Below are 25,314 nucleotides of genomic sequence, written 5' to 3' on the forward strand. Positions count from 1 at the left end.
CAGCCAGAAGCTTCAGGAATTTGGGCTTTGATCAAGCCTCAGTCAGAGAGAACAGCCAGAGCACCACTTCGAAATTTTCTTATGAAACAGCGGGGAGACAATCTAATTCAATAGAAAAAACAAAGAAACCAGCACCTTTTATATTACCTCCCCCTCCAACCAATGGGTTTCAAGTAAAAAAAACCAAAATAAAGAATGGTACAGTGGATAAACCGTCCAAGAAATCAATTGATCAGCAACAATCCTTAAAGGACGATTTATACAGTGAACAAGCTGAGCACCTTGAAGAAAGTGAATCATTGAAAGAAAGCATTTTAGATGATAATAACGGTGGTGAAACGGAAGAGTCTTCCTCAGAAGAAACGGATCCTTCATCAATTAGTAGGGAGGCCCAATCACTTGAGGAATCTGAGACTGAGATCGAAATGCTTTCCGCATTGCTTGATGAATCGTCGAACGCTGCTGAAGAAAGTTCTTCTGTAGAGGAATCTTCATCATTTGAAGACTCTTCATCTTTTCAAGACGTTTTTGAAAAGGAAGATCAGTTTGAAATTGAAAAGATGGAGGATAAATCCACAGTACAGAAAAAAAATCCACTGCCAATAGTAAAAATGCCAGTATTACTAGCTGTATTGGATATAGACGTAGATATTTTTGATACGATCAGTTTATCGGTGCCAATTACAAATATTATCAAGATTGATTGGTCAGCTCATTCATTGGAAAGTCATGTTGCTCTTCCTTCTAATATCGTATTTCTGAAAGGTACCTTATTAGCAGATATTGAATATGTAATTGACAACGAAAATAAAATAGTTAAAGTAGAAATTCCGTGGAAAAAAGCAATGAATGTCACATGGCTCTATCCACCTGAAATACCGCAAAAAAAATGGAATGAATTTTCATTTATGACTCATAACTGGGAAGAATTTAGTTACCATCAAGAATCTTTTGATGAATTAGCGGAAGAAATTTATCATAATCTTAGATGTACCAACTTTATCTGGCACGAAGAATTAGGACTTCGATCTGTAAATTCAAGTATTCATGTTCAAGGAAAAGGCAGCTTATCGATCGACCTTTTGCAGCAGCAATATATAGATCTTAATAAATAATGTATAATACTATTAATATTCTTCATTGCACTAAATAAGGTGAAACTTCCATCAGTGAGGGTCTTGCTTCATCCCACACTGATGGTTTATTTAGCCAATCGGAGTCTTACTGCCCGTTGCTCGTTATTCTGTGATAAATCCATAAAGGAATCCAGTTCTGTTAAGTTAAAGCACGACCAAATAACTACAGACTTGGATTCCTTATTATGGCTGCTCTCGTCATAATGACCAGAAGAGGAAAGAGACGAACATAGCTATGAATAATTATTGAAACTAATGTTAAAATCAGCTCTTGTCCACCTTGCTGCATCAGATTTTATAAGAACTTTTCATAAACTAAGGCATTCACAATGTTTGTAGCGAATGCCTTAGTTTATTTAGGTTAGTAACGATAATGAACATTAAAATATACAAAGGTGTGCCTTTCTTCACAACTTGATGTTATTATGAAAGGTACATTGCTTTACTTCCTATCCCTGAACAAAGTTACGGAATCTATCACCGATATTTTCTTCAGCTATTTCTTCATGACCTTCTTCATAACCCTCTTCTTCTCCATCTGCTTCTGCATATGAAGGATAATGATGATCTGGTGTTGGATCAAATTTCACTTGCTGCATTTGTGATAATTTAACCCAAAATCTTACTTCCATTTTTTCAGTAATTTCATCAAATAGACCAAACTCATTGAAATTGTTCAAAAGGTCTATTTCTCTAATATGGGAACCTAGAAGCTTACACTCGATTGGCTCATTGAAAACTTCAAATGTTTTAGAGCCAGTTACACAGCGATTCGCACCATGTCCTTTATCATCAAGCTCTCTATACTCGTAAACATCTGAACTTTTTGAGCTAAATCCAACACCTTTAAACCCAAATGGATCTCTGATTGGATTAAAGAGCTTTACTTTATGAATACATGTAAAATGCACATCTGTACTGAAATCCTTTACAAATCCATCGCAAGCGTCAACATATTGAATATTTTTATGCACAATCCCTGTAATATATAGTTTTGCAAACCATGGGCCCTTAGATGAAGGAACCGCTCTACACTGAATTAATTTTAAATTTTTCTTAATGGATTTTATCTCCCTTGCTGCATCAGGCAAAGTAATCTCGGCTTCTACATCCGCCTCTACCTCTACTTCTGCTAATGGAACAAGAGCATCTAACACAGGTACATTTAGTTTTTTACCTTTAGGCTTAAAACTATCGAAATCGCAGTCTACACGTTTTGTTTTAGCTTTATCACATGCTTCTGCAGGTGGACATGAATGACCGTTATTGCATCCGCAGCCAGTATTTCTCTTCATTCTTTTCATCTCCTATATCATATTAATCAAAAGTATTTCGGAAGATCCCCTTCAGTAGGTTTTATTCTTCTTCTCCCTTTCGACTTACTATTTTATATGCTGAAATGAATTACTTGGAATAGACGAATGACGATAGTTATACACCCATTTTAAACTATGAGGAATTAAAATAAGCCCGAGACATTGGATGTTTACCAGTTGATCGCAATATAGGCGTTTCAGCCAAAGAAAAAACTAGGAAGCGAAACCTCCTAGTTATCGGCTATTCTTCTTCTATACCTAGTAAAAAGTCAGGATTTAAATCCTCAAATTCCTCATCGTCAACATCTAAGCCCCAATCTTCATCATCATCACAGTCGCAAGGATCATGAACGGCTACACATACTTTTGTTTCTCCGATTACTTCTACAAGGAATTCTCTTTCAACATGGACGATAATTTTATTTCCATTCTGGGAAATCGTTGCTTCACAGCAATTTGGCTGCTGCAAGACTTTTGCGACCACTTCCAGGTCATCCAAACTATCTGGGTCACGATATTTTACTTTAATGACATCTTTATAATCAATACGTTCGGTAACAACTTCTGTTTTTGTATTATCATTATAGGAATACCAAACATTGATGTCAAAATAACCGCATATCTCTACCTTTTTTCCAACCTTTTTCGCCTCGAACGTATGGTTTATAATCCAACAGCCAAGGATACTTGACGGATGGTGTTTAGGGCAAATCGTATGATTGGACTGTATATATTTACGTCCTTTTGCAACGACTGCCTTCGTTATGATTTCTCTAAAATTTCCCATTACGAGCGAACCCTCCTCATTCTTTTTCACTTCATCCTATGCGGGATATTAGACTAGTGTGCGATTAAATTTAATTAACCGCTGATGTAACTTTAGGCATATTCCATTATATGCTCCGCCCTTTTTTATGTTACGGAGAACAACTAATAAGGACATGAAAGAATAGCAGAGAAAAACCGTTCACTCGTGACTTGCTTCGTATTTCTTACCTTGTACAATAAACTTCAGGCAATCAGTCAATTTATTAGGCTGTTATTTATAGGTTAAAGTTTGTTTATAATTTAATTCCTTCTTGTCCAATCATTCCTTTACATTTTTCATATTTTATCTATGAATCTAGATAGAAAGGAGGGAAAAATATGTTAAAAGGAAAACATTGCTTTTCACATGACTCTAATCAATGTCCGCCGAGACCAGTTGGTAATAAGTTTGAAACATTAACCTTTACTAACTGTGCACCTTTTGCTGGTGGGCCTGACACAGGAGGCAATATCATTTTTGATGTTGAACCAAACTCATTGCCTGTTGTTTTAGCGGGGACGATTGAAAATTTCAGTGACGATAGCATTAATGTAATTTTTGAAAGAAGTTCTGGGAACATTACGAGAACGATTTTCGCAAATTCTTCATTATCATTTATATATGATGATGTTACTCGTGTAACTGTTTTTGGATTTGGTCAAGAATATACTGGATCATTCAAGTTTCAAGCGAGTTATACAATTGAAGAATTACAAGACTTAAACGATTGACCACTTAAATAGAGGAAACTTAATCTCTCGCTACTAAAATAGCTTCTATATTCGTGTAATGAGTACTAAACTTTATGCAGCGTGAGGTTTCAATTAATGCCCGAATGATATTCGGGCATTTTTTTTGAAAAATATACTCTTGTCCTCGGTAATATGCTGATACTGCCTTTAATACTAAACATATGATGTATCAAGCAAAAGGAGGTGATCTAATGGAGAATAATGAAAAACAAGAGAGTACCACTGGCTTTGATATTAATTTAAACGGTGAACCTTTAACGATCGAAAACAAAGAATTTTCAAAGGAAGAGGTCCAAAAAATGGTTTCCGAAATTAGAGCAGCTATTGAAAACACACTTGCCCCTCTAAATGAAGGTTTAAAGGCTTTAAAAAACAATTATCAAACTTCAGATATGAAACAAACATTACAAAATGGCTTGTCATCAGTAAAAAAACCTCTCATTGAAAAAGTTAAAGAGGACGGCCGGTTAAAAATAAAACTAAATGGTGAGACGATTGTAGATGTCGAGATGCCTCAATCTAGCAATGAAGAAGCATAAACTTTTTAAATTCAGTTTCTTTATTATCACACCGTATAGTAATCAATAGGTGGTGAAAGAAATGCGACATTATGAATCCTGGGGCGACGATCATTCATATGAGCCCCAAAAACCAATCAAATCAAAAAATGCCGGTCTTAATCAGGAAAACAAAGTCAATACAATTGAATCACAATCAGCGGACGCGAGTGTCGGCGGTGATGTTTACAATATTCTCATCTTAGATAGTGCAATTGTGTGCGGCGATATCATTAATGTTCAAGTTGGCAATGCACCAATCAATGTAGCGGCAAACATACCAATTGGCAGTGATATTAGTCAGGATAACCAAAAAATTGATAAATAGTAATGTAAATCTAAATATTTTATATTTACTAAATTTCAATAAAAATTAAATAGCTCTTCTCTTCAAATGCAATAACCTCCAAAGAACAAATAAAAAAGTAATAGAAAACAGGCAAAAAATAGGATAAACACTCAAGCAATTACTCTAGCAAATCATAACATAAAGTAGATTGAAAGGAGGTGAAAGGATATGTATTATGGCTACTGGGAAGACCATGACTGTTATGAGCCAAAACAGTGCTTTCCAAAAAAAGATAAGAAGCACTTTCCAAAAAAGGATGACAAAAAGAAGGCTGGTTTTAAGCAAAAGAACAAATCTAATACTAATGGTAAACAATATGCAAATGCAATTGTAAAAGGTGACGTAGAAAATGAAGTTGAACTTGCTGCAATTGGCGTAAATGTTCAGGTTGCAAATGTAGCACTCAATGCCGGCGTAAACTTTAACATTTTATCAATTGTGGAGCAAGAAAACATTAATGTCAAAATTGATTAATCAACGAGTTTTCCTTTTTGCTTAAGTCCATTAGGAGGGAGGTAAATCAATGAGCAGCGGTAAAAAGCTTGATGTAGATAAACTAGTTAAAGCGGGAGTTCCAAAAGAGATGGCTGAAAAAATCGCGGATGGCTCTCAACCATCCATCAATACTAGTGCAACCGGAGGCGGAGGCGGATCTGCGGTCAGCCTTACTTATGTTGATAATTACTCCACCCTTTTGCTAGTCTATACCTTCCTTCTGCATTCAATGGACAAGGATCCTAGAAATGGTTCAAATCAAATATTAAATGAATCTTTGCTGGCCACACTTCAAACAGCTATGCAGGAACAAAAGCAATATCGGAAATCATTTCTTGATGCAGTTAATCGCCTGAATCAAAATCCTCCTTTATAAATCATCAATGATTAAGGGGCTGTCTCAAGCACCTGAAAACGAAAAGTCGATGAGAAGTTCAATTCTTCTCATCGACTTTTTTAAACCACCTTTTATGATAGTTATAGTAATTAATGGCTACAGCTGCTGTTTTTCATCTTCGCACCCGTTTCACCGCTTAAAAGGTTTCCACCAGTGGAGGTAATTACTTCATCAGTTACCGTATTGGAAATGGCAGAAGCAACAATCTGCAAAAGTTCATTTACATCAACTTGCGATTGCTTAAATTCCTGTACGACTGGTATCGAGTCAAGCTCTTCCTCTAGGGAAGCAATTTTTGCTTCTGTTTTTTTCAATGCTTCTTCTTTGCCATAATGCTGTAGATTGACAGATTGTTTTTGCAGACCTTTAATTTGAGTAATCATACTGCTTACTTTTTCGTTTTCATGAATCTGTGCTTCAGCACGCTTAAAGAAGTCTACCTCTTCTGTTTCTGCGATCATTCTTGCCAAATCTCTAGCGCGTCCAACAATTTCATCTTTTGTATATTTAGCCATATTAGCTCACCTCTAGGTTTTCTTTTTCTTCGATTATTTCTCCAGTTAAAGACCAAGTTTTTGCATCAGTTACTTTAACTTTAACAATTTTACCAATTGCTGTCCTTGGTCCTTTAAAGTTTACTAATTTATTCTTTCTTGTATAGCCGGCTAAAGTATCAGGATTATTTTTACTTTCACCTTCCACTAATACTTCAACAACTTCATGTTGATAGCGCTTCATTGCCTCAGCAGATAGCTCATTTACAAGGGCATTTAATCTTTGCAAGCGTTCTTTTTTCACTTCCATTGGTACATTATCCTTCATTTTCGCTGCAGGTGTACCTTCTCGTGGAGAGTAAATGAAGGTATACGCTGCTTCGAACCCTACTTCACGATATAATGAAAGCGTTTCTTCAAACTGCTCTTCTGTTTCATTTGGATAACCTACAATAATGTCAGTTGTAAATGTTGCGCCAGGTACTTTATCCTTAATTTTTCTTACAAGCTCAAGGAATTGTTCTCTCGTATATTTGCGCGCCATAATTTTCAATACATCATTGGAACCCGACTGTACAGGCAGATGGATATGCTCGACAAGATTTCCACCATTAGCAAGCACTTCAATTAAACGATCATCGAAATCTCGCGGATGGCTCGTCGTAAAGCGGATTCGAGGAATGTCGATTTTATGAATTGCTTCCATTAAATCGCCAAGACCGTAAGTCATATCTTTAAAATCCTTGCCATATGCGTTTACATTTTGACCTAGAAGCGTAATTTCCTGATAACCTTGTGCAGCTAATTGGCGCACCTCTTGAATAATGTCTTCCGGCCGGCGGCTTCTTTCTTTGCCACGTGTATATGGAACAATACAGTATGTGCAAAATTTATCACAGCCGTACATAATATTTACCCAAGCTTTAATATTTCCGCGGCGAACTTTAGGAAGGTTTTCAATTACATCGCCTTCCTTCGACCACACTTCAAGAACCATTTCCTTTGACATATAAGCTTCGTGTAAAATATTTGGCAAACGATGAATATTATGAGTACCAAATATCATATCAACTTGCGTGTATGTTTTTAAAATTTTATTGACGACAGACTCTTCTTGCGACATGCATCCGCAAACACCGATCAATAAATCAGGATTTTCTTTTCTTAAATGTTTCAGATGTCCTAATTCACCAAACACTTTATTCTCCGCATTTTCACGGATTGCACAAGTGTTCAGAAGAATAACGTTCGCATCCTCCACTGAATCAGTAGGCTGATAGCCAAGGCCCATAAAAATCCCTGCCATTACCTCGGTATCATGCTCATTCATTTGGCATCCATATGTACGAATATAAAATTTGCGTCCTTTGCCAAGACCAATAAATTCTTCAGGCAGATCAAAATCTTTATGATACTTAACTTCTTCCTTACCGCGCTTTTTAGCATCTTTTAAAGATGGAGCAGTATACACTGTTTCAAAATATTTGCTGTAATCCTTTTCGGATTTTTTGTCCGAAGGATTTATCGATTGCACTTGCTGACCTTCTAATCTTTGTTTTTCATTCATTTCTATATGCCCCTTTCTACATCACTTAGGCTTTCAACCATAAACTAACTTATTCATTCATAGGTACACATTATTATAGTATAAAGCGTTATTCCATTGAAAACAATAGATAACCGGCTTGTAATGCTGTAGACAAAATAAAAAAGCCTATCATGATAGACTTTTTTACTTCACAAGTTTATTGCAGACAAAGTGTATGTTGTTCAGCATTACCACACTCGGCTTCTGAGGTCATCAATTTCCTATTACATAAACTCTTCTACAAGTTTATCGAAATAGGCTTGGTCTAGTTTCAAGTCAGCTTCTGATAATGGTTTATCTGAATATCCAGACAGCAAATCTTGATAAGATTTACGTTGTGTATCTTGATAAATCAGTCCCGTCACAAGTCCATCATGCTTCATTAATGTTTGCATTGCTTGCTCGCGATTGGAAGAATCATAGCCTTCAACATCTTTAAGCTTAGTTAAATTCTCTTTAAACCAGTCATACGTATTAATTTTGTTATAAGTGACACAAGGGCTAAATACGTTGATTAAAGAAAATCCTTCATGTTGAATACCTTGTTCTATCAGTGCAGTTAAATCTTTTAAATCAGTCGAGAAACTTTGCGCAACAAAGGTAGCACCTGCAGTTAAAGCCATTTCCATCGGAGAAATCGCTTGCTCAATTGAGCCTTCCGGTGTTGATTTTGTTTTAAATCCTGTTGCTGAACGCGGGGACGTTTGCCCTTTAGTTAATCCATAAATTTGGTTATCCATTACGATATAAGTGATGTTAATATTACGCCTGATCGCATGAATTGTATGTCCCATTCCGATGGCGAAACCATCTCCGTCTCCACCAGAAGCAATAACAGTTAAATCTTTGTTCGCCATTTTTACCCCTTGAGCAATTGGCAGTGAACGACCATGAATGCCATGGAAACCGTATGAATTGATATAACCTGAAATACGCCCGGAACAGCCGATACCGGATACAACTGCTAAACCTTCAGGCTCGAGGCCAATGCTAGCAGCCGCACGCTGTATTGCAGCCTGAACGGAGAAATCTCCGCATCCAGGACACCAGTTTGGTTTTACACTATTTCTAAAGTCTTTAAATGTAGCCATTTAGAACAACTCCTTGCACTTTGTATGAATTTCGTGCGGCAAGAAAGGATTCCCGTCGTACTTATTATATTTGACAATTTTATTTGCAAACCCAACATTCATTTTGATAATGTTTGCTAATTGTCCTGTTGCATTGTTTTCAACAACAACCACTTTTTTAGCTGATTGTACTAACGGTAACAGATCATCGGTTGGAAATGGATGGATCAAGCGAATATGAGCATGGTTGACTTTAATTCCATCTGCCTCTATTCTTTCCATCGCCTCTTCAATTGCCCCCCGTGTAGAGTTAAAACCTACCAATAGTAAATCGGCTTCTTCATGCGGCGCATTTTTATAGACCGGCATATCAAATTTAATATTTTCGATCTTTCGAAAGCGCTTATCCATTTGGCTGTTGCGGTTAGCAGCAGATTCTGACGGCTTGCCAGATTCATCATGTTCAACACCAGTTACATGGTGAATGCCATGCTTCATACCAGGAATAACCCGCGGAGATATACCGTCATTAGTTAGTTCATATCGTTTGAAGTACTCTTTATTCTCAATTTCTGGCAAGTCTGATTGCAGTTTTCCACGGCGGATTTCTACTTTATCAAACTCAAGCGGTTCCACTGTTTGTTTTCCTAGAGATAATTGTAAATCAGATAATAAGATAACTGGACACTGATACTCCTCTGCCAAGTTAAATGCCTCTGCTGTATCATAAAAAGCTTCCTGTACTGTACTTGGAGCCATAACAATTTTAGGGATTTCACCATGTGTGCCATAAATCATAGCCATTAAATCTGATTGCTCCTGCTTTGTTGGCAATCCAGTAGAAGGACCTCCGCGCTGTGTATCGATAACCACTAGCGGTGTTTCGGTCATTCCAGAAAGACCAATTGACTCCATTTTTAATGACAGTCCAGGACCGGCAGATGCAGTGAATGCCCGGACGCCAGCATAGTTTGCGCCTATCGCCATTGTTGCAGCAGCAATTTCATCTTCAGTTTGGATAACAGTGCCGCCTAGCTCAGGCAATTTTTTAATTAAATACTCCATAATTTCTGAAGCAGGCGTGATTGGATAGGCTGCCATAAATCGGCTACCCGCTGCTAGCGCGCCTAGCGCGATTGCATCATTTCCAATCATAAACATTCTTTTCTTGCCATCTGCTTGATCAAGTTCCATTAAACCTGTATCTGTGTTTAACTGTTCTTTTGTAAAGTCATAGCCTGCTTTAATTGCTTCCATGTTTTTATCCACAACTGCCTGGCCTTTACGTCCGAAAATCTCTTGTACAACCTCTTCGAATACTTGAATATCCAAATTTAATACGGCACATGTAGCACCTACTGCCACCATATTTTTCATCAATGATGTGCCAAGATCCGTTGCCAATTGAGTGAACGGCACTGAAAACATTAATGCATTGGTATCTTCAGGTTTTTTCGGATCAAACTTCGAATCTGCAATAATAATTCCTTTTTCATGCAGTTCTTTATAATTCACATCAATCGTTTCTTGGTCAAAAGCAACTAGTATATCTAAATCGTCGGAAACTGAACGAGTTTGAGTCGTGCTGACGCGTATTTTATTATTTGTATGTCCGCCTTTAATTCGAGATGAAAAGTGACGATATCCATACAAATAATATCCAAGGCGATTCAAAGCAATCGAGAAGATTTCACCAGTACTTTCAATTCCTTCACCTTGCTGTCCGCCAACCTTCCAAGAAAGTTGTTTAACCATGTCTTACACCCCTTTAAATACTATAAGAAATATGTAAATGAATTCATAAAAATGAATCATTTGTTGAGCACTTGTATTTTACAATTTAACGTACTAAACGCTTTCAATTCTAGACCTAAGTATACAAAATTGCAAGCCTTTCAGACTAATTAATAGATAGATTTAGAATATTTTTTTGACATTTTAGAAAAGTCAATATTTTTATTACTGTGTTGTTTTTATTCATAAAAATATTCTAGTAAAATTTCTAAAAGAAAATTTTTCCACCTGTTCATTACTGTAGAACTTTAGCAATTCTTCGATGAGAAAATCATATTTTCCGGCATTCTCCAAACCGCTTATTAACCCATCTGTACCATCAAAATCAGATCCAAATCCAATATGATCTTCACCTCCTAATGAACATATATGTTCAATATGTTTAATGATATGAGATACCGTTATGTCGCCATTTTCTCTTAAAAATTCCTTTACAAATGTAATCCCGATGACACTATTTTTTTTAAATAAAGCTAATATTTGTTCATCCTTTAAATTTCTTGGGTGAGCGCAAAGGCTGTAACAATTTGAATGAGAGGCAAATGGATATTCAGCGAGTTCCATCACATCCCAAAAACCGCTTTCAGATAAGTGTGAGACATCACACTTTGCTTTTCTATCATTTAATACCTCCACAACCCTTTTTCCAAATATCGATAAACCGCCACCTCTATCTTCTAATACACCATCTGCCACACTATTCCCATAGTTCCAAGTCAGCCCTACAGAAGTTACACCTAATCTAAGCAATGTTTTCAATTTCACTAAATCATTGTAAATGGCATCGCAGCCTTCTAATGATAATATGATGCCAATTTCTTTTTCCTTTAGCTTCTCTGCATCTTCCTTGCATTGAATAAGCTTTAAATTCGGAAATGGCTTCAAGACTTTTTCATAGAAAATGTCTATCATTTGTAATGCGGCATTAAACTTTAATTCAGGATGGATCGCCTCAGGAATATAGATCGCAAACATCTGCCACTTAAGACCCGATAATGTCACCCTTCGCATATTCACTTGGAGCTTGTTTGAATTATAAAAATCAATAGATGGATCCAAAAACATTTTCATTAATACATCGCAATGTGCATCAAATATTTTCATTCAATAAAATCTCCTTTTCTGATTCTATTTAAATATACACAATATTTTGATTTCTGACCATATGACAAGGTGCTGATTATTATAAACGAGCAAAGAAAAGATCTCGTTCGCGAGCAAACGAGATCTTTCATGTTTATCATCTACTTAATCATACACTTACTTGCAATCACCACTAACTTTCTCAGATGCTCTTTCAGCTATATCATTCCATCATCGCGGTTCTACGATTAATTTAATAGCTGTTCTCTCTTCCCCGTCAATTAAAATATCTGTAAATGCAGGGATGCAAACTAGATCCACTCCGCTAGGCGCTACAAATCCTCGTGCGATTGCTACCGCTTTAACCGCTTGATTTAATGCACCCGCACCAATTGCCTGGATTTCTGCTGTCCCTCTTTCACGCAGGACACCAGCAAGCGCACCAGCTACAGAATTAGGATTAGATTTTGCTGAAACTTTTAATATTTCCATTCCTAGCTCCTCCTCATTTTTCCCCCTCCTGAATGCTCTGAATTAGAGTTCATCAGGTATTTCAATAAATCTTTCCATTGCTACTATATTCATCAATAAAAAGACATATTCCACCTTGGCCAAAAAAAAGGGGTGATTTAGGAATGAAAGTTTATGCTACGAATAAAATGGAGAATCGTCATTTATTAAAATTCGTTCAGTTTTCTTTGCTTTCCCCGTTTTCATATCAATATCTATCACGACAGCACTTAATAATGTCCGTCCTTCATTAGGTACTTCAAACCGCACTGGCATATTGGTTATAAACCTTTTAAGGACGGATTCTTTCTCCATACCAAGAATCGCATCATATGGGCCTGTCATCCCCACATCTGACATAAATGCAGTTCCGTTTGGCAAAATGCGATTGTCCGCTGTTTGAACATGAGTGTGCGTGCCTATCACCGCAGAGACCTTGCCGTCTAAAAACCAGCCCATGGCCTGCTTTTCACTTGTTGCTTCTCCATGAAAATCGACAAAAATAACAGAAGTCCTTTTTTGTGCTTCATTCACAAGCTGTTCAGCCTTTTCAAAAGGGCAATCGCTCGGTTGCATAAATGTTCGCCCTTGCAAGCTTATTACTGCAATTTCTTCGGTGTTATATTTTAAATATATTAGCCCTTTACCAGGATTATTTTCTGGAAAATTTGCAGGTCTAACTAAATACTTTGCTCCATCAATGAAATCAAAGATTTCTTTATTGTCCCACGTATGATTTCCCAGTGTAACGGCCTGTGCACCTGCTTCTAAAAAACCACGATATATTTTTTCAGTAATTCCTCGACCGCCTGCTGCATTCTCCCCATTTATAATTGTCATTTGCGGACGATATTTTTCTTTTAATTTCGGTAAATATTCATTAACCATGTCCCGGCCCATTGAGCCAACAACATCCCCTACAAACAGTATTCTCATTATGATTTCCCTTCTAAAAAAAGTCTCTATTTTAGTTTAACATAAATAATCTTGAATATAATATTCATACTCAGCTTAGCTTAAAACAAATCAAAATGAACAATTCTAGTATTAAAAAATCTTTCCTGTTAGCAAAAAATAAAGCGATGCTTATCGCATCGCTTTATTTCGCATATTCAACGGCCCGTGTTTCACGAATAACCGTTACTTTTATATGTCCAGGATAATCAAGCTCTTCTTCAATTTTCTTGCGAATATCCCTTGCAAGACGATGTGCTTCCAAATCATCAATTTGCTCAGGCTTTACCATAATCCGAATTTCTCGGCCTGCTTGAATAGCAAATGATTTTTCTACCCCATCATATGATTCAGATATTTCCTCAAGCTTCTCCAGACGACGAATATAGTTCTCAAGCGTCTCTCTTCTTGCACCTGGTCTCGCAGCTGATAAAGCATCTGCTGCTGCAACTAGAACTGCAATGATAGACGTCGGTTCAGAGTCACCATGATGTGAAGCAATACTATTGATGACAACAGGATGCTCTTTATATTTCGTCGCAAGTTCAACACCAATCTCTACATGGCTTCCTTCTACCTCATGGTCAATTGCCTTACCAATATCATGCAATAATCCTGCACGACGGGCTAAAGTTTCGTCTTGACCTAATTCAGCAGCTAGCATGCCAGACAATTGTGCCACTTCCATTGAATGCTTAAGCACATTTTGTCCGTAGCTTGTGCGGAACTTTAAGCGACCGAGAATTTTAATGAGATCTGGATGCAATCCATGAACACCAACTTCGAAGGTTGTTTGCTCACCAATTTCCCTTATATGCTCATCTACCTCACGGCGGGCTTTATCAACCATTTCTTCAATACGAGCTGGATGGATACGACCATCTTGAACAAGCTTGTCAAGTGCTAATCGAGCGGTCTCACGGCGAATAGGATCGAATCCTGAGAGGATCACCGCTTCAGGTGTATCATCTATAATAAGATCAATACCTGTCAGCGTTTCTAATGTACGAATGTTTCGGCCCTCACGTCCGATAATTCGTCCTTTCATTTCATCGTTTGGAAGATTAACAACTGATACTGTTGTTTCAGCGACATGATCTGCTGCACATCTCTGAATGGCAAGCGACAAAATTTCTTTTGCTTTCTTGTCAGCATCTTCCTTCGCTCTTGTTTCACTTTCCTTCACCATAATGGCGATATCATGAGCCACTTCCTGTTCTGTTCGCTCTAAAATGATGGATTTAGCTTCCTCTCGAGTTAAACCTGAGATTCGTTCCAGTTCAGCTTGCTGTAACTGTACCATTTTGTCCACTTTGCTTTCCATCTCTTCAATATGCTGTTGTCTTTTGCTAAGAGATTCATCCCTTTTCTCTAAAAGTGATTCACGCTTGTCTAACGAATCATCTTTGCGGTCAAGATTCTCTTCTTTTTGCAATAAACGATTTTCTTGTTTTTGCAGTTCATTCCTACGTTCACGAGTTTCACGTTCCGCTTCTGTACGAAGCTTATGATTTTCATCTTTGGCTTCAAGCAGTGCTTCTTTTTTCAAGGATTCCGCTTCTCGTTTCGCATCTTCTAAAATCTGTTCAGCAGCACCTCTAGCACCTGCAATTTTTGCTTCAGTCACGGATTTTCGAAAGAAATAGCCAACAAAAGCAGCGACGATTAGGCCAAGCAAAATGGAGATGATTTCTTCAATTCCCATCATTTCACCTCCTCTTGCTATGAACTTGTTTTTGTTACGTTTCTAAAGTGTTGGCATGTATATTGTTCGTGTCAATATACTGCACTTAAGCTTTTCAACGTTTCAATCTTCAAATTGTTTGTACAAAACTGTACTTTCCCAGGGAAGGATAATTTTCAATATAAAAAGATGCAGTATGAAATTAATCCCTAGGTGAGAAAGACAAATATTCATCTCGCTCTAAACAAAGATATTTAATTACATATAAAAAATGTAAATTATACAGTTTTAATTGTAAAGGTGTGAAAATTTATTGTCAAGTAGTTGTCTAAGCGGCCATTTTTAATTTTTATATAATTCTAATTTTCACTGCTATTAATTGATGCATTTCACGGCTAACCGCCTGTTAAGTAAATAAAGCAAAGCCTAGTGAGGCTTTGCTTTATTTAGATGAAGCTATATAAATTTTACTTATCGATAAGCTCAAATTCTTCCTGTTCATCATCTCCGCCACCAGCAGGCTTCTCTGTGTCTAAGCCGTAATATTCGCGGATTTTCTGTTGAATAAGAAGTCTCATGTCTTTATTTTCTTTAAGGAAAAGCTTCGCATTTTCACGGCCTTGGCCTAAGCGCTCGTCATTATAGGAATACCATGAACCGCTCTTTTGCACGATATCAACTTCGGAACCTAAGTCAATAATTTCTCCCTCTTTAGAAATTCCTTCTCCATACATAATATCCACTTCCGCCACTCTAAACGGCGGAGCAACCTTATTCTTAACAACTTTAATCTTCGTTTTATTACCGACAATTTCATTGCCTTGTTTTAACGCTTCTGCACGACGCACTTCTAAACGAACAGTTGAGTAGAATTTCAATGCACGTCCGCCTGGTGTTGTTTCCGGATTTCCGAACATAACGCCGACTTTCTCACGAATTTGGTTAATGAAAATAGCAATAGTTTTTGACTTATTAATAGCGCCGGATAACTTACGAAGCGCTTGTGACATTAGTCTTGCTTGAAGTCCTACGTGAGAATCACCCATCTCACCCTCAATTTCCGCTTTTGGTACAAGCGCAGCAACAGAGTCGATTACAAGAATATCAACGGCTCCACTGCGTACAAGTGCTTCAGCTATTTCCAGTGCCTGCTCACCAGTATCTGGTTGAGAAAGCAGAAGCTCATCGATATTAACCCCGAGATTCTGCGCATAGACTGGATCAAGAGCATGCTCAGCATCAATAAAAGCAGCTTGTCCACCTGTAGCTTGTACTTCAGCGATAGCATGAAGAGCAACAGTCGTTTTACCTGAGCTTTCAGGACCATAAATTTCAATAATTCTTCCTCTCGGATAACCGCCTACTCCAAGTGCTGTATCCAATGTTAATGAACCGCTTGGAATGGTGGACACTTTTCTTTCAGCCTGCTCCCCAAGCTTCATAATTGAACCTTTACCAAATTGTTTTTCTATTTGTTTTAAAGCCATATCTAAGGCAGCTTGACGATCGCTCACTAATATTTCCTCCTTTAAATTCATTCATATCTATATGAATAATATGAAACATTTCATACGAAATCATATCTTTACTATAAACGTTTTCGTTTCATTTGTCGAGGAAAAAATCGAACATTCATTCGTTTTTTTTAGCAGCCTGTTTCCGCGGGAAAAATTGATTTTCTCTTTAGGAAAAATTGATTTTTTGCTATAGAAAATTTAGCTAAAATTAAAAAGTGGCAATGATTCTGAATTTTAAAAAACCAGAATATCATTCTGGTTTTTCCTTTATGATTGATTAAGCTGCTTTAATAAGAAATAGCATCCATATAGAACAGACCTTGTTCTTATAGCTGCTCTTGAGCCGCCGAGATTTAGCTTTTCAACGCTTGCTTTTTGACCTCTTTGGTAGATTCCGATGTAAACAGTGCCAACAGGATGGCCTTCTAGTTCATCTGGGCCGGCAACACCGGTGAAACTTATTCCTATATCTGCATTCATAATCAACGCTGTATTTTCGGCAAGTTCTGCCGCACATTGGCTGCTGACAACACCTTCATTTTGAATCGTTGTTTCTTTTACCTTTAGCACATTTGCTTTTACTTCATTTGTATAGCAGACAACGCCGCCTTTTAACAGGCTGCCGGCACCAGGGATAGAAGTAAATTCCTTTTGAAATAAGCCACCAGTTAAGCTTTCCGCAGCAGCAATTGTTAAATTTTTCTCTGCTAATTTTTTTGAGAGCTCTATAAATAAGGACGTGTCATCATATCCATAGAAATACTCCCCTACGCGAGATAGAATTTCTTTCTCTGACTCTGCTAACATCGATAGAGCAGTTTGTGCATTTGCATGCTTAGCAGTTAACCGCAGCGTCACTTCACTGTCTCCAGCGAGCGGCGCAATTGTTGGATTATCTTGTTTATCCAAAATATCCTCAATCACGGTTTCTAGCATCGCTTCACCGATGCCGAAGAAACGAAGCACTCTTGATAAAATAATGACCTCTTCAACATTATTTGCTTTTAAAGCAGCATGGCCGTACTTTAAAAACATTGGCTCCATTTCCTTCGGGGGACCAGGCAGAAGCATGTACTTACATTGTTCTCCTTGATAAAGCATACCCGGGGCCATTCCATGTTCATTCGGCAGCACCTTCGAACCAGCCAAAATCAACGCTTGTTTTTTGTTATTCTCAGTCATTGGTCTGTTTGTCCGCTTAAAATATTCTTCAATAGAATATAATGCGTCCATGTCAAGCTCCAGCTCTGCTCCTACATGACGGGCGATCGTTTCCTTTGTTAAATCATCTTTTGTTGGTCCTAATCCCCCTGTAAAAACGAGTAAATCGGCCCGTGATTCCGCAGCTTCAATCGCAGTTTTCAATCGCTGCGGATTATCCCCCACAACCGTATGATAGTATACATTAATACCTAAATCAGCGAGCTGCTGTGATAAAAACTTAGCATTTGTGTTAACAATTTGCCCTAGCAGAAGTTCCGATCCAACAGCAATGATTTCAGCATTCATCTTTATTCTCTCCCCATCTTATTTGGAATTAGTAAACGCATGCTTGTTTTTAATAAAGTAGTCCACTCCGGATAAGACTGTAAAGATCATAGAAACCCAAAGCGCAATCTCAGCAAAAGGAAGGCCGATTAACACAAATATAGTATTATGAAGCAGCAATGCTGAAACTGCTATAATTTGCGTCCATGTTTTTATCTTCCCCAGCATATTAGCCGCCACGACTTCTCCTTCTCCAGCTAAAATCAATCGTAAACCAGTAATAGCAAATTCCCTGCTGATGATAATGATTACAATCCATGCAGGTGCCATACCTAGCTCAACTAAAACAATTAATGCAGCTGAAACTAGCAGTTTATCGGCAAGCGGGTCTAAAAACTTGCCTAAATTCGTTACTAAATTATATTTTCTTGCATAGTATCCATCTATCCAATCCGTTACTGATGCCACAATAAAAATCAGTGCACCAATAAAATGAGCGACAGGCATGTCAGCACCGATAAAGGTCATATTCCCCCATTTAAAAGGATCGTACATTATTACTAAAAAAATTGGGATAAGCAAAATACGTGATACTGTAATTTTATTAGGTAGATTCATGATTTACCTCCATTTATGTAATAAAACAAATTATGTAATGATCTCTTCATAGCCAAACACGAAAATAGTCATCAATTGATGATGACTATTCGTCGGCAGGCACAAAGCGGATAGTTATGGTTTGACTAACAAAATCTGATGGTGACACAGCGTACTCAATTTTTTCATCATTGATATAAATATCTGTAGCAGTTGAGTTGCCTATGACTAATACAGCCTCTGATTCTTCAGTTAGATCAACCGTCTCACTTTCTTTATCTTCCTTCGTTAACATCCCTTGGAAGAAGGAATACCCTTTACCATTTTGAATATTTACCCAAGTTTCACCTGTTGAAACAAGCTTTACTTCAAATTTATCCGAATTTCTTAATTCATATACTGAATTTTTTCCGGATGTCTCAATAGACTCAAACTCTTGCTTCGGAGCTTCTTGCTCTTCCTCCTTGTTTTCTTTCTCTTTTTCAGCATCATTATTATCTTTTTTATCTTGATCATTTGCCTTGCTTTCATCATCTTCAGGCAGGTTGTTTTCTACAATTGCACCTGGCGTGTCGTTCGGCTCCGCTGATTTGCTGCCATCATTTGTTGCATTTTTCTCAACAAAATAATAGATGACGGCAATTACACCGATAATGAAAACAACGATTAAGATTTTCGGCAAAATATCGAAAAACTTCGAAGCGGTTCCTGACAAATTTTTACGCGATTGTACTCTTGATAGCTTTTCTGGAATATCATCATTATGAGTAGCAGGAATATCATTTTTGAATTCTTCTAGCAGTTCCTCATGATTTATCCCGACAGCTTCTGCATATTGCTTAATAAATGCGCGAACATAAAACTTACCAGGCATCATACTATAATTTCCTTCTTCAATACCTACTAAATACCTTTTTTGTATTTTCGTCGCAGTCTGAAGATCATCAAGACTCATACCCTTTTCCAAACGTGCTTCTTTTAATCGATTACCTAGTTCTGTCAACACTAACACCTTCCAACTAACTAAAAATCAAATCCTCCAAATTCAGAGTCGGAGAACATATTATTATTTCCTCTTTCAACGACGTCATACTTTATTTCTTCATCATGGTCATGTCGCAATTCAATAATGTAATCAAAGTCATTCATCGTATATTCTGTATTCTGTACAAAAATATCCGGATGTTCGATTACTTTAATCGCCGGAAGCCTCATTATCTCTCTAACAAGCTGCCAGTGCTTTTCATTTGCCCGCTTAGTTGAAACAATCCCATCAATGATAAACAAGTTATCATCACTATATTCATCTTCAATCAGCTGGTTGCGAATGGTTTGCTTTAATAAAGTTGAAGAAACAAAAAGCCATCTTTTATTGGCGCAGACGCTAGATGCTACAATCGACTCGGTTTTACCAACTCTTGGCATTCCACGGATGCCTATAAGTTTGTGTCCTTGCTGCTTAAACAGTTCGGCCATGAAATCTACCAGCAAGCCGAGCTCATCTCTTACGAATCTAAACGTTTTCTTATCATCTGCATCTCTTTGTATGTATCTGCCATGGCGAACGGCTAATCTATCTCTTAGCTTTGGTTCACGAAGCTTTATTAACTTAATGGTATCCATTGTTTTAAGGATTGATTCCAGCCTGACAATTTGTGCATCGTCTTTAGCTAAAATGAGCATTCCTCGGCGACCTTGATCCACACCATTAATGGTAACAATATTTATTGAAAGCATTCCAAGCAAAGAAGAAATATCACCAAGCAGACCTGGTCTATTCTTCTGAATTTCATACTCAAAATACCATTCCTTCTTCTCCATTCGTAACACTCCTTATTTGAATGCAAACGAGCCTCAGTTATTACTAAAGTTTCTAGATAGACAAACTTTATTCATCTCATGATAAATGACGGAGGTTCACCGCTTATCATGAAGCATGTAGTTTCTGCTGCTTACTTAAAAAAATTACCATAAATTAACACATCTGCGTTTCATTAAGTATGTTGCCCTTAATAAATTCATTATGAATATTAACTTTAAAATAGTAATATAGATACATAAGTTCATTTCCTTATTTCTCTAGATTCTATAATATATGATTTCTATTAAAGATGAAAGGAAAATCCCTATACAATAGAAAAAAAGAAAAGATTAGGTTGTAGAGAAACTCAAATCAAAAATAAAAATAGAGAGATTGGGATTCTCCGAGGCTTACCGATCGCTTATTAGCGTGGCTAGCGAACACCTCTCAAAATCTAACTAAATTTTTTAATTTTATCTTTCATAGGCACTCTGAGATCTATTCATTTTACATATAATACAGTTAAAAGGACATTGAATTTTACTAGTATCATTAAGCCAAGAAATTTAAAAACAGCTAAAGGAAGATGACTCCTATTAGCTGTTTTTATGTTGTGGAGATATAGAGTAGAAATCCCCATATTGAAAATCTGATTATTTTTGAACAAGTTTTACCATAACATTGGCGATGGCATGCTGTTCCTGTTCATTTGCTACTGACCATAGATCAGCTAGAATCTTTTCTTGGTCATTTTTTGGCTCTACTGATTTTGCTAAATAATCGCCAATTTGGTAAGCAATCTCGTTGACAGTAGTTTGATTCATTCCTTGATCCTCGCCCTGCTCCAGACGGTCACCTAGAAAATCTTTCCACTGTTGCCAATTATCAAGTACAGACATATTTCTACCTCCTAATTTTAAGCATTGTTGGATGAAGAAGTATGAAATGATCAGATGCTAACACATGACCTTCCAATAACTTAGGAAGATCCTTCTTCCAACTCAGCTTGTATAATGCAACCGTACAGTATTATATTGCATCTTAAGAGCTCCAAATATGCATGAAAAGCAAAGGAATCAGAGTGTATTATGTATACCAGCCGCCGTTTACAGCAATTGTTTGGCCAGTTATGTAAGATGATTGGTCAGATACTAAAAAATAGGCAGCATCAGCAACTTCTTCAGACGTTGCCATTCTTCCCATAGGAATTTCATTTACAATTTCTGATATCTCTTCAGGTGAGAAGCTTTTCATCATGTCAGTATTCACTGCTCCTGGCGCAATACTATTTACTCTTATTCCATTAAGTGCTAGCTCCTTACTTAAAGCCTTCACAAAAGAAATTTGAGCACCCTTTACTGTCGAATACATGACTTCACATGCCGCTCCTGTTTGCCCCCAAATCGAAGAGATGAATAGTATGCTTCCCTTCCCTTTAAATAGCAGTTTCGGCAACAGCTTCTTTGTTAATAAAATCGGGTTTATTACGTGAAGATTCATCATTTCAAGATTTTCTTCGTCTTTAAGATCTGAAAACAACCCATAATGGCTAGCCCCGCTGCAATGAATGATGCTATCAATAGAGAAAATATTAGGAATAATTTTTTCATATCCATTCGGTTTCGATAAATCAGCCTGAATGGGAATATTCTCTCCGCCTAAATGGTTCAGCTCTTTAATCAGCTCCATTACCTTTTGTTCATTCGTATGATAATGCAAGTACAAGGAATACCCTTCATTCGCCAACCTTCTGGCAATTGCCTGTCCAATTCCGCCACTGGCACCTGTAATTAATGCAAATTTCTTCATTTTTCCCCCCAATTTTTCATATCAATGTCCTTTAATTAAGAATAGTGCCTCTTGAAAGAGGCACTCAGGCTGTAAAAAAACTCATTTTAAAAATAAAAATGAAAGGTTAGGAATTCTCCGAGGCTTACCGTTTCGCTTTCCGAGAGGCGAGCGGTAAGCCACTCCGAATCGAACTAAATTTTATTATTTTTCACTTTCGAAGGCACGCTATATTATTTTGGAAGCACTTGGCATACAGAGAAGCGGTCTTCACTTATTAAATCATCGGTAGCACGCTGCACTTCTTCTAAGCTAAGTCCTTCAAGAGTTGGTACAATATCGAACAGATTCATGTCATTGAAGGAATAACGCGTGAATTGGTTAGCGATATACTCCGGAGAATTAACCGCTCTCATAAATGCACCAATCTTTTTCTTTTTTGCTCTTTCCAGACTGTCTTTCGTAATTGTTCCTTGTTCCTTTGCTTTAAATAATATCGTTTTTATTTCTTCTGCCAACCGGTCAGGATGACTTGTATCGCCACCAACCATCGCAAACCCGAAGCCTTGCTCCTGAGAGTAGTCGAAGGAAAATGTATCATCAATTAACCCTTCGCTGTAAAGGTAGCTATAATTTTCCGAACTTTTCCCAAACAAAATATCCAGCATAATATTTAAACTAAGTTCTTTCTTAAGCATTTCTTGACCTGATTGTGTTGCATTACCCGTTTTTATTCCAATCATGCATTTAGGTGTTTGCACATTCAGTTTTAACTCGCTGCGAGCCTTTGATACTGCGGCTGGTTCATCATCAAATTTTCGCTGAACTTCAGGTTGTTCATTATATGCTTTCTTGACTTGGTTGTCTCTAACCTGCGTCATTATTGTCTCTGGATCGACTGGACCAACAATAAACAATAGCATATTACTTGGGTGATAGAACGTATGATAACACTCATATAGCATGTCATGTGTAATATGGGAAATGGATGCAATTGTACCAGCGATATCAATTTTGACCGGATGATTTTTGTACATATTTTCGATTAAACCGTAATATAATCTCCAGTCAGGATTATCGTCATACATCGTAATTTCCTGACCGATAATCCCTTTTTCCTTTTCAACTGTTTCCTTTGTAAAATATGGGTCTTGAACGAAATCAATTAGCGTTTCCAAATTCTTTTCAACATCAGACGTACTGGAAAAAAGGTAAGCAGTTCTTGTAAACGAAGTAAAAGCATTAGCCGAAGCCCCTTGGCGGCTGAATTGCTGGAAAACATCACCATCTTCTTTTTCGAACATTTTATGCTCAAGGAAATGAGCAATCCCATCGGGAACTTTAATATATTCCTCTTTTCCAAGAGGAAGAAAATGATTATCCACCGAACCATATTTAGTCGTAAAAGTAGCAAACGTTTTATTAAACCCTTTTTTCGGCAAAATATATACATCCAGGCCATTATTCATTTTCTCATAATACATCTCTTCTTGAAGCTGTTCAAAAGATATTTTTTCCATTATTCCTCCCCCTTTCCATGCAAAAAGTAAACAGTATCTAGTTCGGTTTTCTTAGCTGCTGATACAATTTCCTCTTTCGTAACATTATCCATTCCAGTAAGCCATTCCTGAAGATCGACTTGCTTTTCGGCCACGATGTTATGATAAAGTACTTCTACGACTCCTCTTGCAGTGTCCATCGTTTCAAGCAGCTGGTTTTTTATCACTGCTTTTGTTTGCTCAATTTCCTTCTCAGAAAAATCTCCGTTTTTCATTGCTTCTAACTGTTCTCCAATAATGGATGTTGCTTGGTCATAGCTATTGTTATCAATTCCTGACATGACCATCATTAATCCTTTATGGCTTTCTAACCGGCTGGCGACATAATAGGCTAAGCTTGCCTTTTCCCGCACATTGAGAAATAGCTTCGAATGAGAGAAGCCGCCAAAAATCCCATTAAATACTTGCAATGCAAAATACTCAGCATCGCCATAAACTAGATTTGTGCGATAACCGATATTTAGCTTCCCTTGCTTGACATCCTGTTCTTCCTTTACTTGATGCACAGCTGCTTTTCTAATCGCTGCCCTTTGCTCTGCCTTTTTCGGTTCTCTTACCGCAAACGGCAATAATTCTGATGCGTACCCTTCCACTTCAGCAATATCTATATCCCCGATGACATATAAATCTAATTCATCCTCAGCAAGTGCTTGCTGATAATAACGATAAAGCGTTTCTTCGGTAATGTCATCGACTGCCTGACTTTCACCGTGAACATGTAGGGCGTAAGGTTCTTCTTTGCACATTTCTTGAATTAGGCGATAATTCGCATATCTCATTTTATCATCATTTACGGACTGGATCCTTTGCTTTAATGTTCTTTTTTCTTTCGCAACTGTAGCTCGATCAAATGCACTATTGTCAACATTAGGCTTTAATATGATGTCTGATAGCAGCTGAAATGCTTTCTTTAACAAAGGAGTTTGATCAGACAGGAACTTTTCATTTGCGATATCTATTGATATTGAAATAATATGATATTCACCTTTTTTTGCTAAATCAACATATAATGATGCGCCATACAATTCATCTAAATAAGCTCTTAATTTCGCTGTCGTCGGAAAGGCTTCACTATTGCTTTCCAATACATGCGGCAATAAAGACCTGATTGTGACGGTTTCCTTTTGCAATGGTGCTTTCATCTTCCAAACAAGCGTATTCGTCTTAAATTTATCTGTTTTAATCGTATGCAGCTTCAAACCTTTTATCGGCTTGACCGTTTCTTCAAGTACATTCATAAAATACCTCCTTTATATTTTTCACTAGCATGAGTAAATAACCTATACATGCTGCCTCCACTTACTTTGCCTAATTAATAGTATATGTATGATTAACTGCTGTTATTTTCTATCCTTGCCCAGAGCTTGTCACATAAAGTTATAAGGTGCTGCTCAAACAGATAGAATATGGCGTTGCCTTTAGGCTTGGTGGTAGCATCTTCACATATCTTTATGTTCTCCTTTATCTTCCATCATATGCTATATGAATGCAAGCTTTCAAGGAATGCGTTGTAAGGTAATAAGAAATACATTCCCGATAATATGCTAATTAAATTTAATAAAAAAAGCTTCAAAAAG

The 25,314-nt window shown here is 37.2% G+C and carries 25 protein-coding genes; 6 read left to right on the forward strand and 19 right to left on the reverse strand.

All coding sequences use genetic code 11. The annotated features are described in order from the left end of the window. Positions 1–20: 20 nt before the first annotated feature. Entirely contained in the window at positions 21–1,115 is a 1,095-nt protein-coding gene (locus tag CWS20_RS02340) for a hypothetical protein (protein WP_142385360.1), read from the forward strand. Positions 1,116–1,585: 470 nt separating this feature from the next. Here the strand turns inward: CWS20_RS02340 and CWS20_RS02345 are convergent, their stop codons facing one another. Together CWS20_RS02345 and CWS20_RS02350 are read right to left on the reverse strand one after the other, a co-directional pair. Then, positions 1,586–2,431: a CsxC family protein gene (locus tag CWS20_RS02345; RefSeq protein ID WP_066197311.1), complete on the reverse strand. Its 846-nt coding sequence runs from the start codon at positions 2,429–2,431 to the stop codon at positions 1,586–1,588. A 262-nt stretch (positions 2,432–2,693) separates the two neighbouring features. Then, a complete protein-coding gene (locus CWS20_RS02350) occupies positions 2,694–3,239 on the reverse strand; it encodes an outer spore coat protein CotE (protein ID WP_066197307.1) in 546 nt (181 codons plus the stop codon). Between the two features lie 359 nt (positions 3,240–3,598). On the opposite strand from CWS20_RS02350, the gene CWS20_RS02355 reads away from it, so the two are divergent. The 5 genes from CWS20_RS02355 (at position 3,599) to CWS20_RS02375 (ending at position 5,789) form a co-directional block, all read left to right on the forward strand. Next, positions 3,599–3,991 carry a hypothetical protein gene (locus CWS20_RS02355; RefSeq protein WP_066197302.1) on the forward strand — a complete coding sequence of 131 codons (393 nt, stop codon included), beginning with the start codon at positions 3,599–3,601 and terminating at the stop codon, positions 3,989–3,991. 212 nt (positions 3,992–4,203) lie between these two features. Continuing rightward, entirely contained in the window at positions 4,204–4,551 is a 348-nt protein-coding gene (locus tag CWS20_RS02360) for a hypothetical protein (protein ID WP_066197297.1), read from the forward strand. Between the two features lie 61 nt (positions 4,552–4,612). Next, on the forward strand, positions 4,613–4,897 hold the full coding sequence (locus CWS20_RS02365) for a hypothetical protein (protein ID WP_066197290.1): 285 nt from the start codon (positions 4,613–4,615) through the stop codon (positions 4,895–4,897). 189 nt (positions 4,898–5,086) lie between these two features. Then, positions 5,087–5,392, forward strand: a complete 306-nt coding sequence (locus tag CWS20_RS02370; protein ID WP_066197287.1) for a hypothetical protein — start codon at positions 5,087–5,089, stop codon at positions 5,390–5,392. A 49-nt stretch (positions 5,393–5,441) separates the two neighbouring features. Then, positions 5,442–5,789, forward strand: a complete 348-nt coding sequence (locus CWS20_RS02375) for a hypothetical protein (RefSeq protein WP_066197284.1) — start codon at positions 5,442–5,444, stop codon at positions 5,787–5,789. A 110-nt stretch (positions 5,790–5,899) separates the two neighbouring features. Here the strand turns inward: CWS20_RS02375 and CWS20_RS02380 are convergent, their stop codons facing one another. The 17 genes from CWS20_RS02380 to yfmF all read right to left on the reverse strand — a co-directional run bounded on the left by CWS20_RS02380 (position 5,900) and on the right by yfmF (position 24,975). After that, positions 5,900–6,325 carry a YlbF/YmcA family competence regulator gene (locus CWS20_RS02380; RefSeq protein WP_066197277.1) on the reverse strand — a complete coding sequence of 142 codons (426 nt, stop codon included), beginning with the start codon at positions 6,323–6,325 and terminating at the stop codon, positions 5,900–5,902. A 1-nt stretch (position 6,326) separates the two neighbouring features. After that, positions 6,327–7,871 (reverse strand): tRNA (N6-isopentenyl adenosine(37)-C2)-methylthiotransferase MiaB, encoded by a 1,545-nt coding sequence (gene miaB / locus CWS20_RS02385; RefSeq protein WP_066197274.1) that lies wholly within the window; start codon positions 7,869–7,871, stop codon positions 6,327–6,329. Positions 7,872–8,116: 245 nt separating this feature from the next. Then, a complete protein-coding gene (locus CWS20_RS02390; RefSeq protein ID WP_066197272.1) occupies positions 8,117–8,983 on the reverse strand; it encodes a 2-oxoacid:ferredoxin oxidoreductase subunit beta in 867 nt (288 codons plus the stop codon). After that, entirely contained in the window at positions 8,984–10,717 is a 1,734-nt protein-coding gene (locus CWS20_RS02395) for a 2-oxoacid:acceptor oxidoreductase subunit alpha (protein ID WP_066197269.1), read from the reverse strand. It lies immediately after the preceding gene. 222 nt (positions 10,718–10,939) lie between these two features. Beyond that, entirely contained in the window at positions 10,940–11,860 is a 921-nt protein-coding gene (locus tag CWS20_RS02400; protein ID WP_066197266.1) for a dipeptidase, read from the reverse strand. Positions 11,861–12,070: 210 nt separating this feature from the next. After that, the gene (gene spoVS / locus CWS20_RS02405; RefSeq protein WP_066197263.1) at positions 12,071–12,331 is read right to left on the reverse strand and encodes a stage V sporulation protein SpoVS; all 261 of its coding nucleotides are present in this window, start codon (positions 12,329–12,331) and stop codon (positions 12,071–12,073) included. Positions 12,332–12,487: 156 nt separating this feature from the next. Beyond that, the gene (locus CWS20_RS02410; RefSeq protein WP_066197261.1) at positions 12,488–13,285 is read right to left on the reverse strand and encodes a TIGR00282 family metallophosphoesterase; all 798 of its coding nucleotides are present in this window, start codon (positions 13,283–13,285) and stop codon (positions 12,488–12,490) included. A gap of 163 nt (positions 13,286–13,448) precedes the next feature. Further along, positions 13,449–15,011 (reverse strand): ribonuclease Y, encoded by a 1,563-nt coding sequence (gene rny, locus CWS20_RS02415; protein WP_411814288.1) that lies wholly within the window; start codon positions 15,009–15,011, stop codon positions 13,449–13,451. 443 nt (positions 15,012–15,454) lie between these two features. Then, positions 15,455–16,501, reverse strand: a complete 1,047-nt coding sequence (gene recA, locus CWS20_RS02420) for a recombinase RecA (protein ID WP_066197256.1) — start codon at positions 16,499–16,501, stop codon at positions 15,455–15,457. A 270-nt stretch (positions 16,502–16,771) separates the two neighbouring features. Then, positions 16,772–18,013 (reverse strand): competence/damage-inducible protein A, encoded by a 1,242-nt coding sequence (locus tag CWS20_RS02425; protein ID WP_066197253.1) that lies wholly within the window; start codon positions 18,011–18,013, stop codon positions 16,772–16,774. Positions 18,014–18,031: 18 nt separating this feature from the next. Next, entirely contained in the window at positions 18,032–18,610 is a 579-nt protein-coding gene (gene pgsA / locus CWS20_RS02430) for a CDP-diacylglycerol--glycerol-3-phosphate 3-phosphatidyltransferase (RefSeq protein ID WP_066197251.1), read from the reverse strand. 85 nt (positions 18,611–18,695) lie between these two features. Further along, positions 18,696–19,595, reverse strand: coding sequence for a helix-turn-helix domain-containing protein (locus CWS20_RS02435; RefSeq protein ID WP_326135183.1), 900 nt, complete (start codon positions 19,593–19,595; stop codon positions 18,696–18,698). 17 nt (positions 19,596–19,612) lie between these two features. Next, positions 19,613–20,410 carry a DUF3388 domain-containing protein gene (locus CWS20_RS02440; protein ID WP_066197246.1) on the reverse strand — a complete coding sequence of 266 codons (798 nt, stop codon included), beginning with the start codon at positions 20,408–20,410 and terminating at the stop codon, positions 19,613–19,615. Positions 20,411–21,043: 633 nt separating this feature from the next. Further along, complete coding sequence (locus tag CWS20_RS02445) at positions 21,044–21,289, reverse strand: DUF3243 domain-containing protein (protein WP_066197244.1); 246 nt, start codon at positions 21,287–21,289, stop codon at positions 21,044–21,046. Positions 21,290–21,476: 187 nt separating this feature from the next. Continuing rightward, positions 21,477–22,199 carry an elongation factor P 5-aminopentanone reductase gene (gene ymfI / locus CWS20_RS02450; RefSeq protein ID WP_066197242.1) on the reverse strand — a complete coding sequence of 241 codons (723 nt, stop codon included), beginning with the start codon at positions 22,197–22,199 and terminating at the stop codon, positions 21,477–21,479. A gap of 212 nt (positions 22,200–22,411) precedes the next feature. Then, positions 22,412–23,698 (reverse strand): EF-P 5-aminopentanol modification-associated protein YfmH, encoded by a 1,287-nt coding sequence (gene yfmH, locus CWS20_RS02455; RefSeq protein WP_066197240.1) that lies wholly within the window; start codon positions 23,696–23,698, stop codon positions 22,412–22,414. After that, on the reverse strand, positions 23,698–24,975 hold the full coding sequence (yfmF, locus tag CWS20_RS02460; protein ID WP_066197239.1) for an EF-P 5-aminopentanol modification-associated protein YfmF: 1,278 nt from the start codon (positions 24,973–24,975) through the stop codon (positions 23,698–23,700). Before yfmF ends, yfmH begins: the two co-directional genes overlap by 1 nt. Positions 24,976–25,314 lie beyond the last annotated feature (339 nt).

It is taken from the genome of Cytobacillus horneckiae, assembly GCF_002835735.1.
Classification (GTDB): Bacteria; Bacillota; Bacilli; order Bacillales; family Cytobacillaceae; genus Cytobacillus; species Cytobacillus horneckiae.

What these genes read in the sequence shown, in the direction of transcription:
- CWS20_RS02345 (WP_066197311.1), bottom strand. Translation starts at nt 2,431, where the DNA reads ATGAAGAGAAATACTGGCTGCGGATGCAATAACGGTCATTCATGTCCA.
- CWS20_RS02350 (WP_066197307.1), bottom strand. Translation starts at nt 3,239, where the DNA reads ATGGGAAATTTTAGAGAAATCATAACGAAGGCAGTCGTTGCAAAAGGA.
- CWS20_RS02355 (WP_066197302.1), top strand. Translation starts at nt 3,599, where the DNA reads ATGTTAAAAGGAAAACATTGCTTTTCACATGACTCTAATCAATGTCCG.
- CWS20_RS02360 (WP_066197297.1), top strand. Translation starts at nt 4,204, where the DNA reads ATGGAGAATAATGAAAAACAAGAGAGTACCACTGGCTTTGATATTAAT.
- CWS20_RS02365 (WP_066197290.1), top strand. Translation starts at nt 4,613, where the DNA reads ATGCGACATTATGAATCCTGGGGCGACGATCATTCATATGAGCCCCAA.
- CWS20_RS02370 (WP_066197287.1), top strand. Translation starts at nt 5,087, where the DNA reads ATGTATTATGGCTACTGGGAAGACCATGACTGTTATGAGCCAAAACAG.
- CWS20_RS02375 (WP_066197284.1), top strand. Translation starts at nt 5,442, where the DNA reads ATGAGCAGCGGTAAAAAGCTTGATGTAGATAAACTAGTTAAAGCGGGA.
- CWS20_RS02380 (WP_066197277.1), bottom strand. Translation starts at nt 6,325, where the DNA reads ATGGCTAAATATACAAAAGATGAAATTGTTGGACGCGCTAGAGATTTG.
- miaB (WP_066197274.1), bottom strand. Translation starts at nt 7,871, where the DNA reads ATGAATGAAAAACAAAGATTAGAAGGTCAGCAAGTGCAATCGATAAAT.
- CWS20_RS02390 (WP_066197272.1), bottom strand. Translation starts at nt 8,983, where the DNA reads ATGGCTACATTTAAAGACTTTAGAAATAGTGTAAAACCAAACTGGTGT.
- CWS20_RS02395 (WP_066197269.1), bottom strand. Translation starts at nt 10,717, where the DNA reads ATGGTTAAACAACTTTCTTGGAAGGTTGGCGGACAGCAAGGTGAAGGA.
- CWS20_RS02400 (WP_066197266.1), bottom strand. Translation starts at nt 11,860, where the DNA reads ATGAAAATATTTGATGCACATTGCGATGTATTAATGAAAATGTTTTTG.
- spoVS (WP_066197263.1), bottom strand. Translation starts at nt 12,331, where the DNA reads ATGGAAATATTAAAAGTTTCAGCAAAATCTAATCCTAATTCTGTAGCT.
- CWS20_RS02410 (WP_066197261.1), bottom strand. Translation starts at nt 13,285, where the DNA reads ATGAGAATACTGTTTGTAGGGGATGTTGTTGGCTCAATGGGCCGGGAC.
- rny (WP_411814288.1), bottom strand. Translation starts at nt 15,011, where the DNA reads ATGATGGGAATTGAAGAAATCATCTCCATTTTGCTTGGCCTAATCGTC.
- CWS20_RS02425 (WP_066197253.1), bottom strand. Translation starts at nt 18,013, where the DNA reads ATGAATGCTGAAATCATTGCTGTTGGATCGGAACTTCTGCTAGGGCAA.
- pgsA (WP_066197251.1), bottom strand. Translation starts at nt 18,610, where the DNA reads ATGAATCTACCTAATAAAATTACAGTATCACGTATTTTGCTTATCCCA.
- CWS20_RS02440 (WP_066197246.1), bottom strand. Translation starts at nt 20,410, where the DNA reads ATGGAGAAGAAGGAATGGTATTTTGAGTATGAAATTCAGAAGAATAGA.
- CWS20_RS02445 (WP_066197244.1), bottom strand. Translation starts at nt 21,289, where the DNA reads ATGTCTGTACTTGATAATTGGCAACAGTGGAAAGATTTTCTAGGTGAC.
- ymfI (WP_066197242.1), bottom strand. Translation starts at nt 22,199, where the DNA reads ATGAAGAAATTTGCATTAATTACAGGTGCCAGTGGCGGAATTGGACAG.
- yfmH (WP_066197240.1), bottom strand. Translation starts at nt 23,698, where the DNA reads ATGGAAAAAATATCTTTTGAACAGCTTCAAGAAGAGATGTATTATGAG.
- yfmF (WP_066197239.1), bottom strand. Translation starts at nt 24,975, where the DNA reads ATGAATGTACTTGAAGAAACGGTCAAGCCGATAAAAGGTTTGAAGCTG.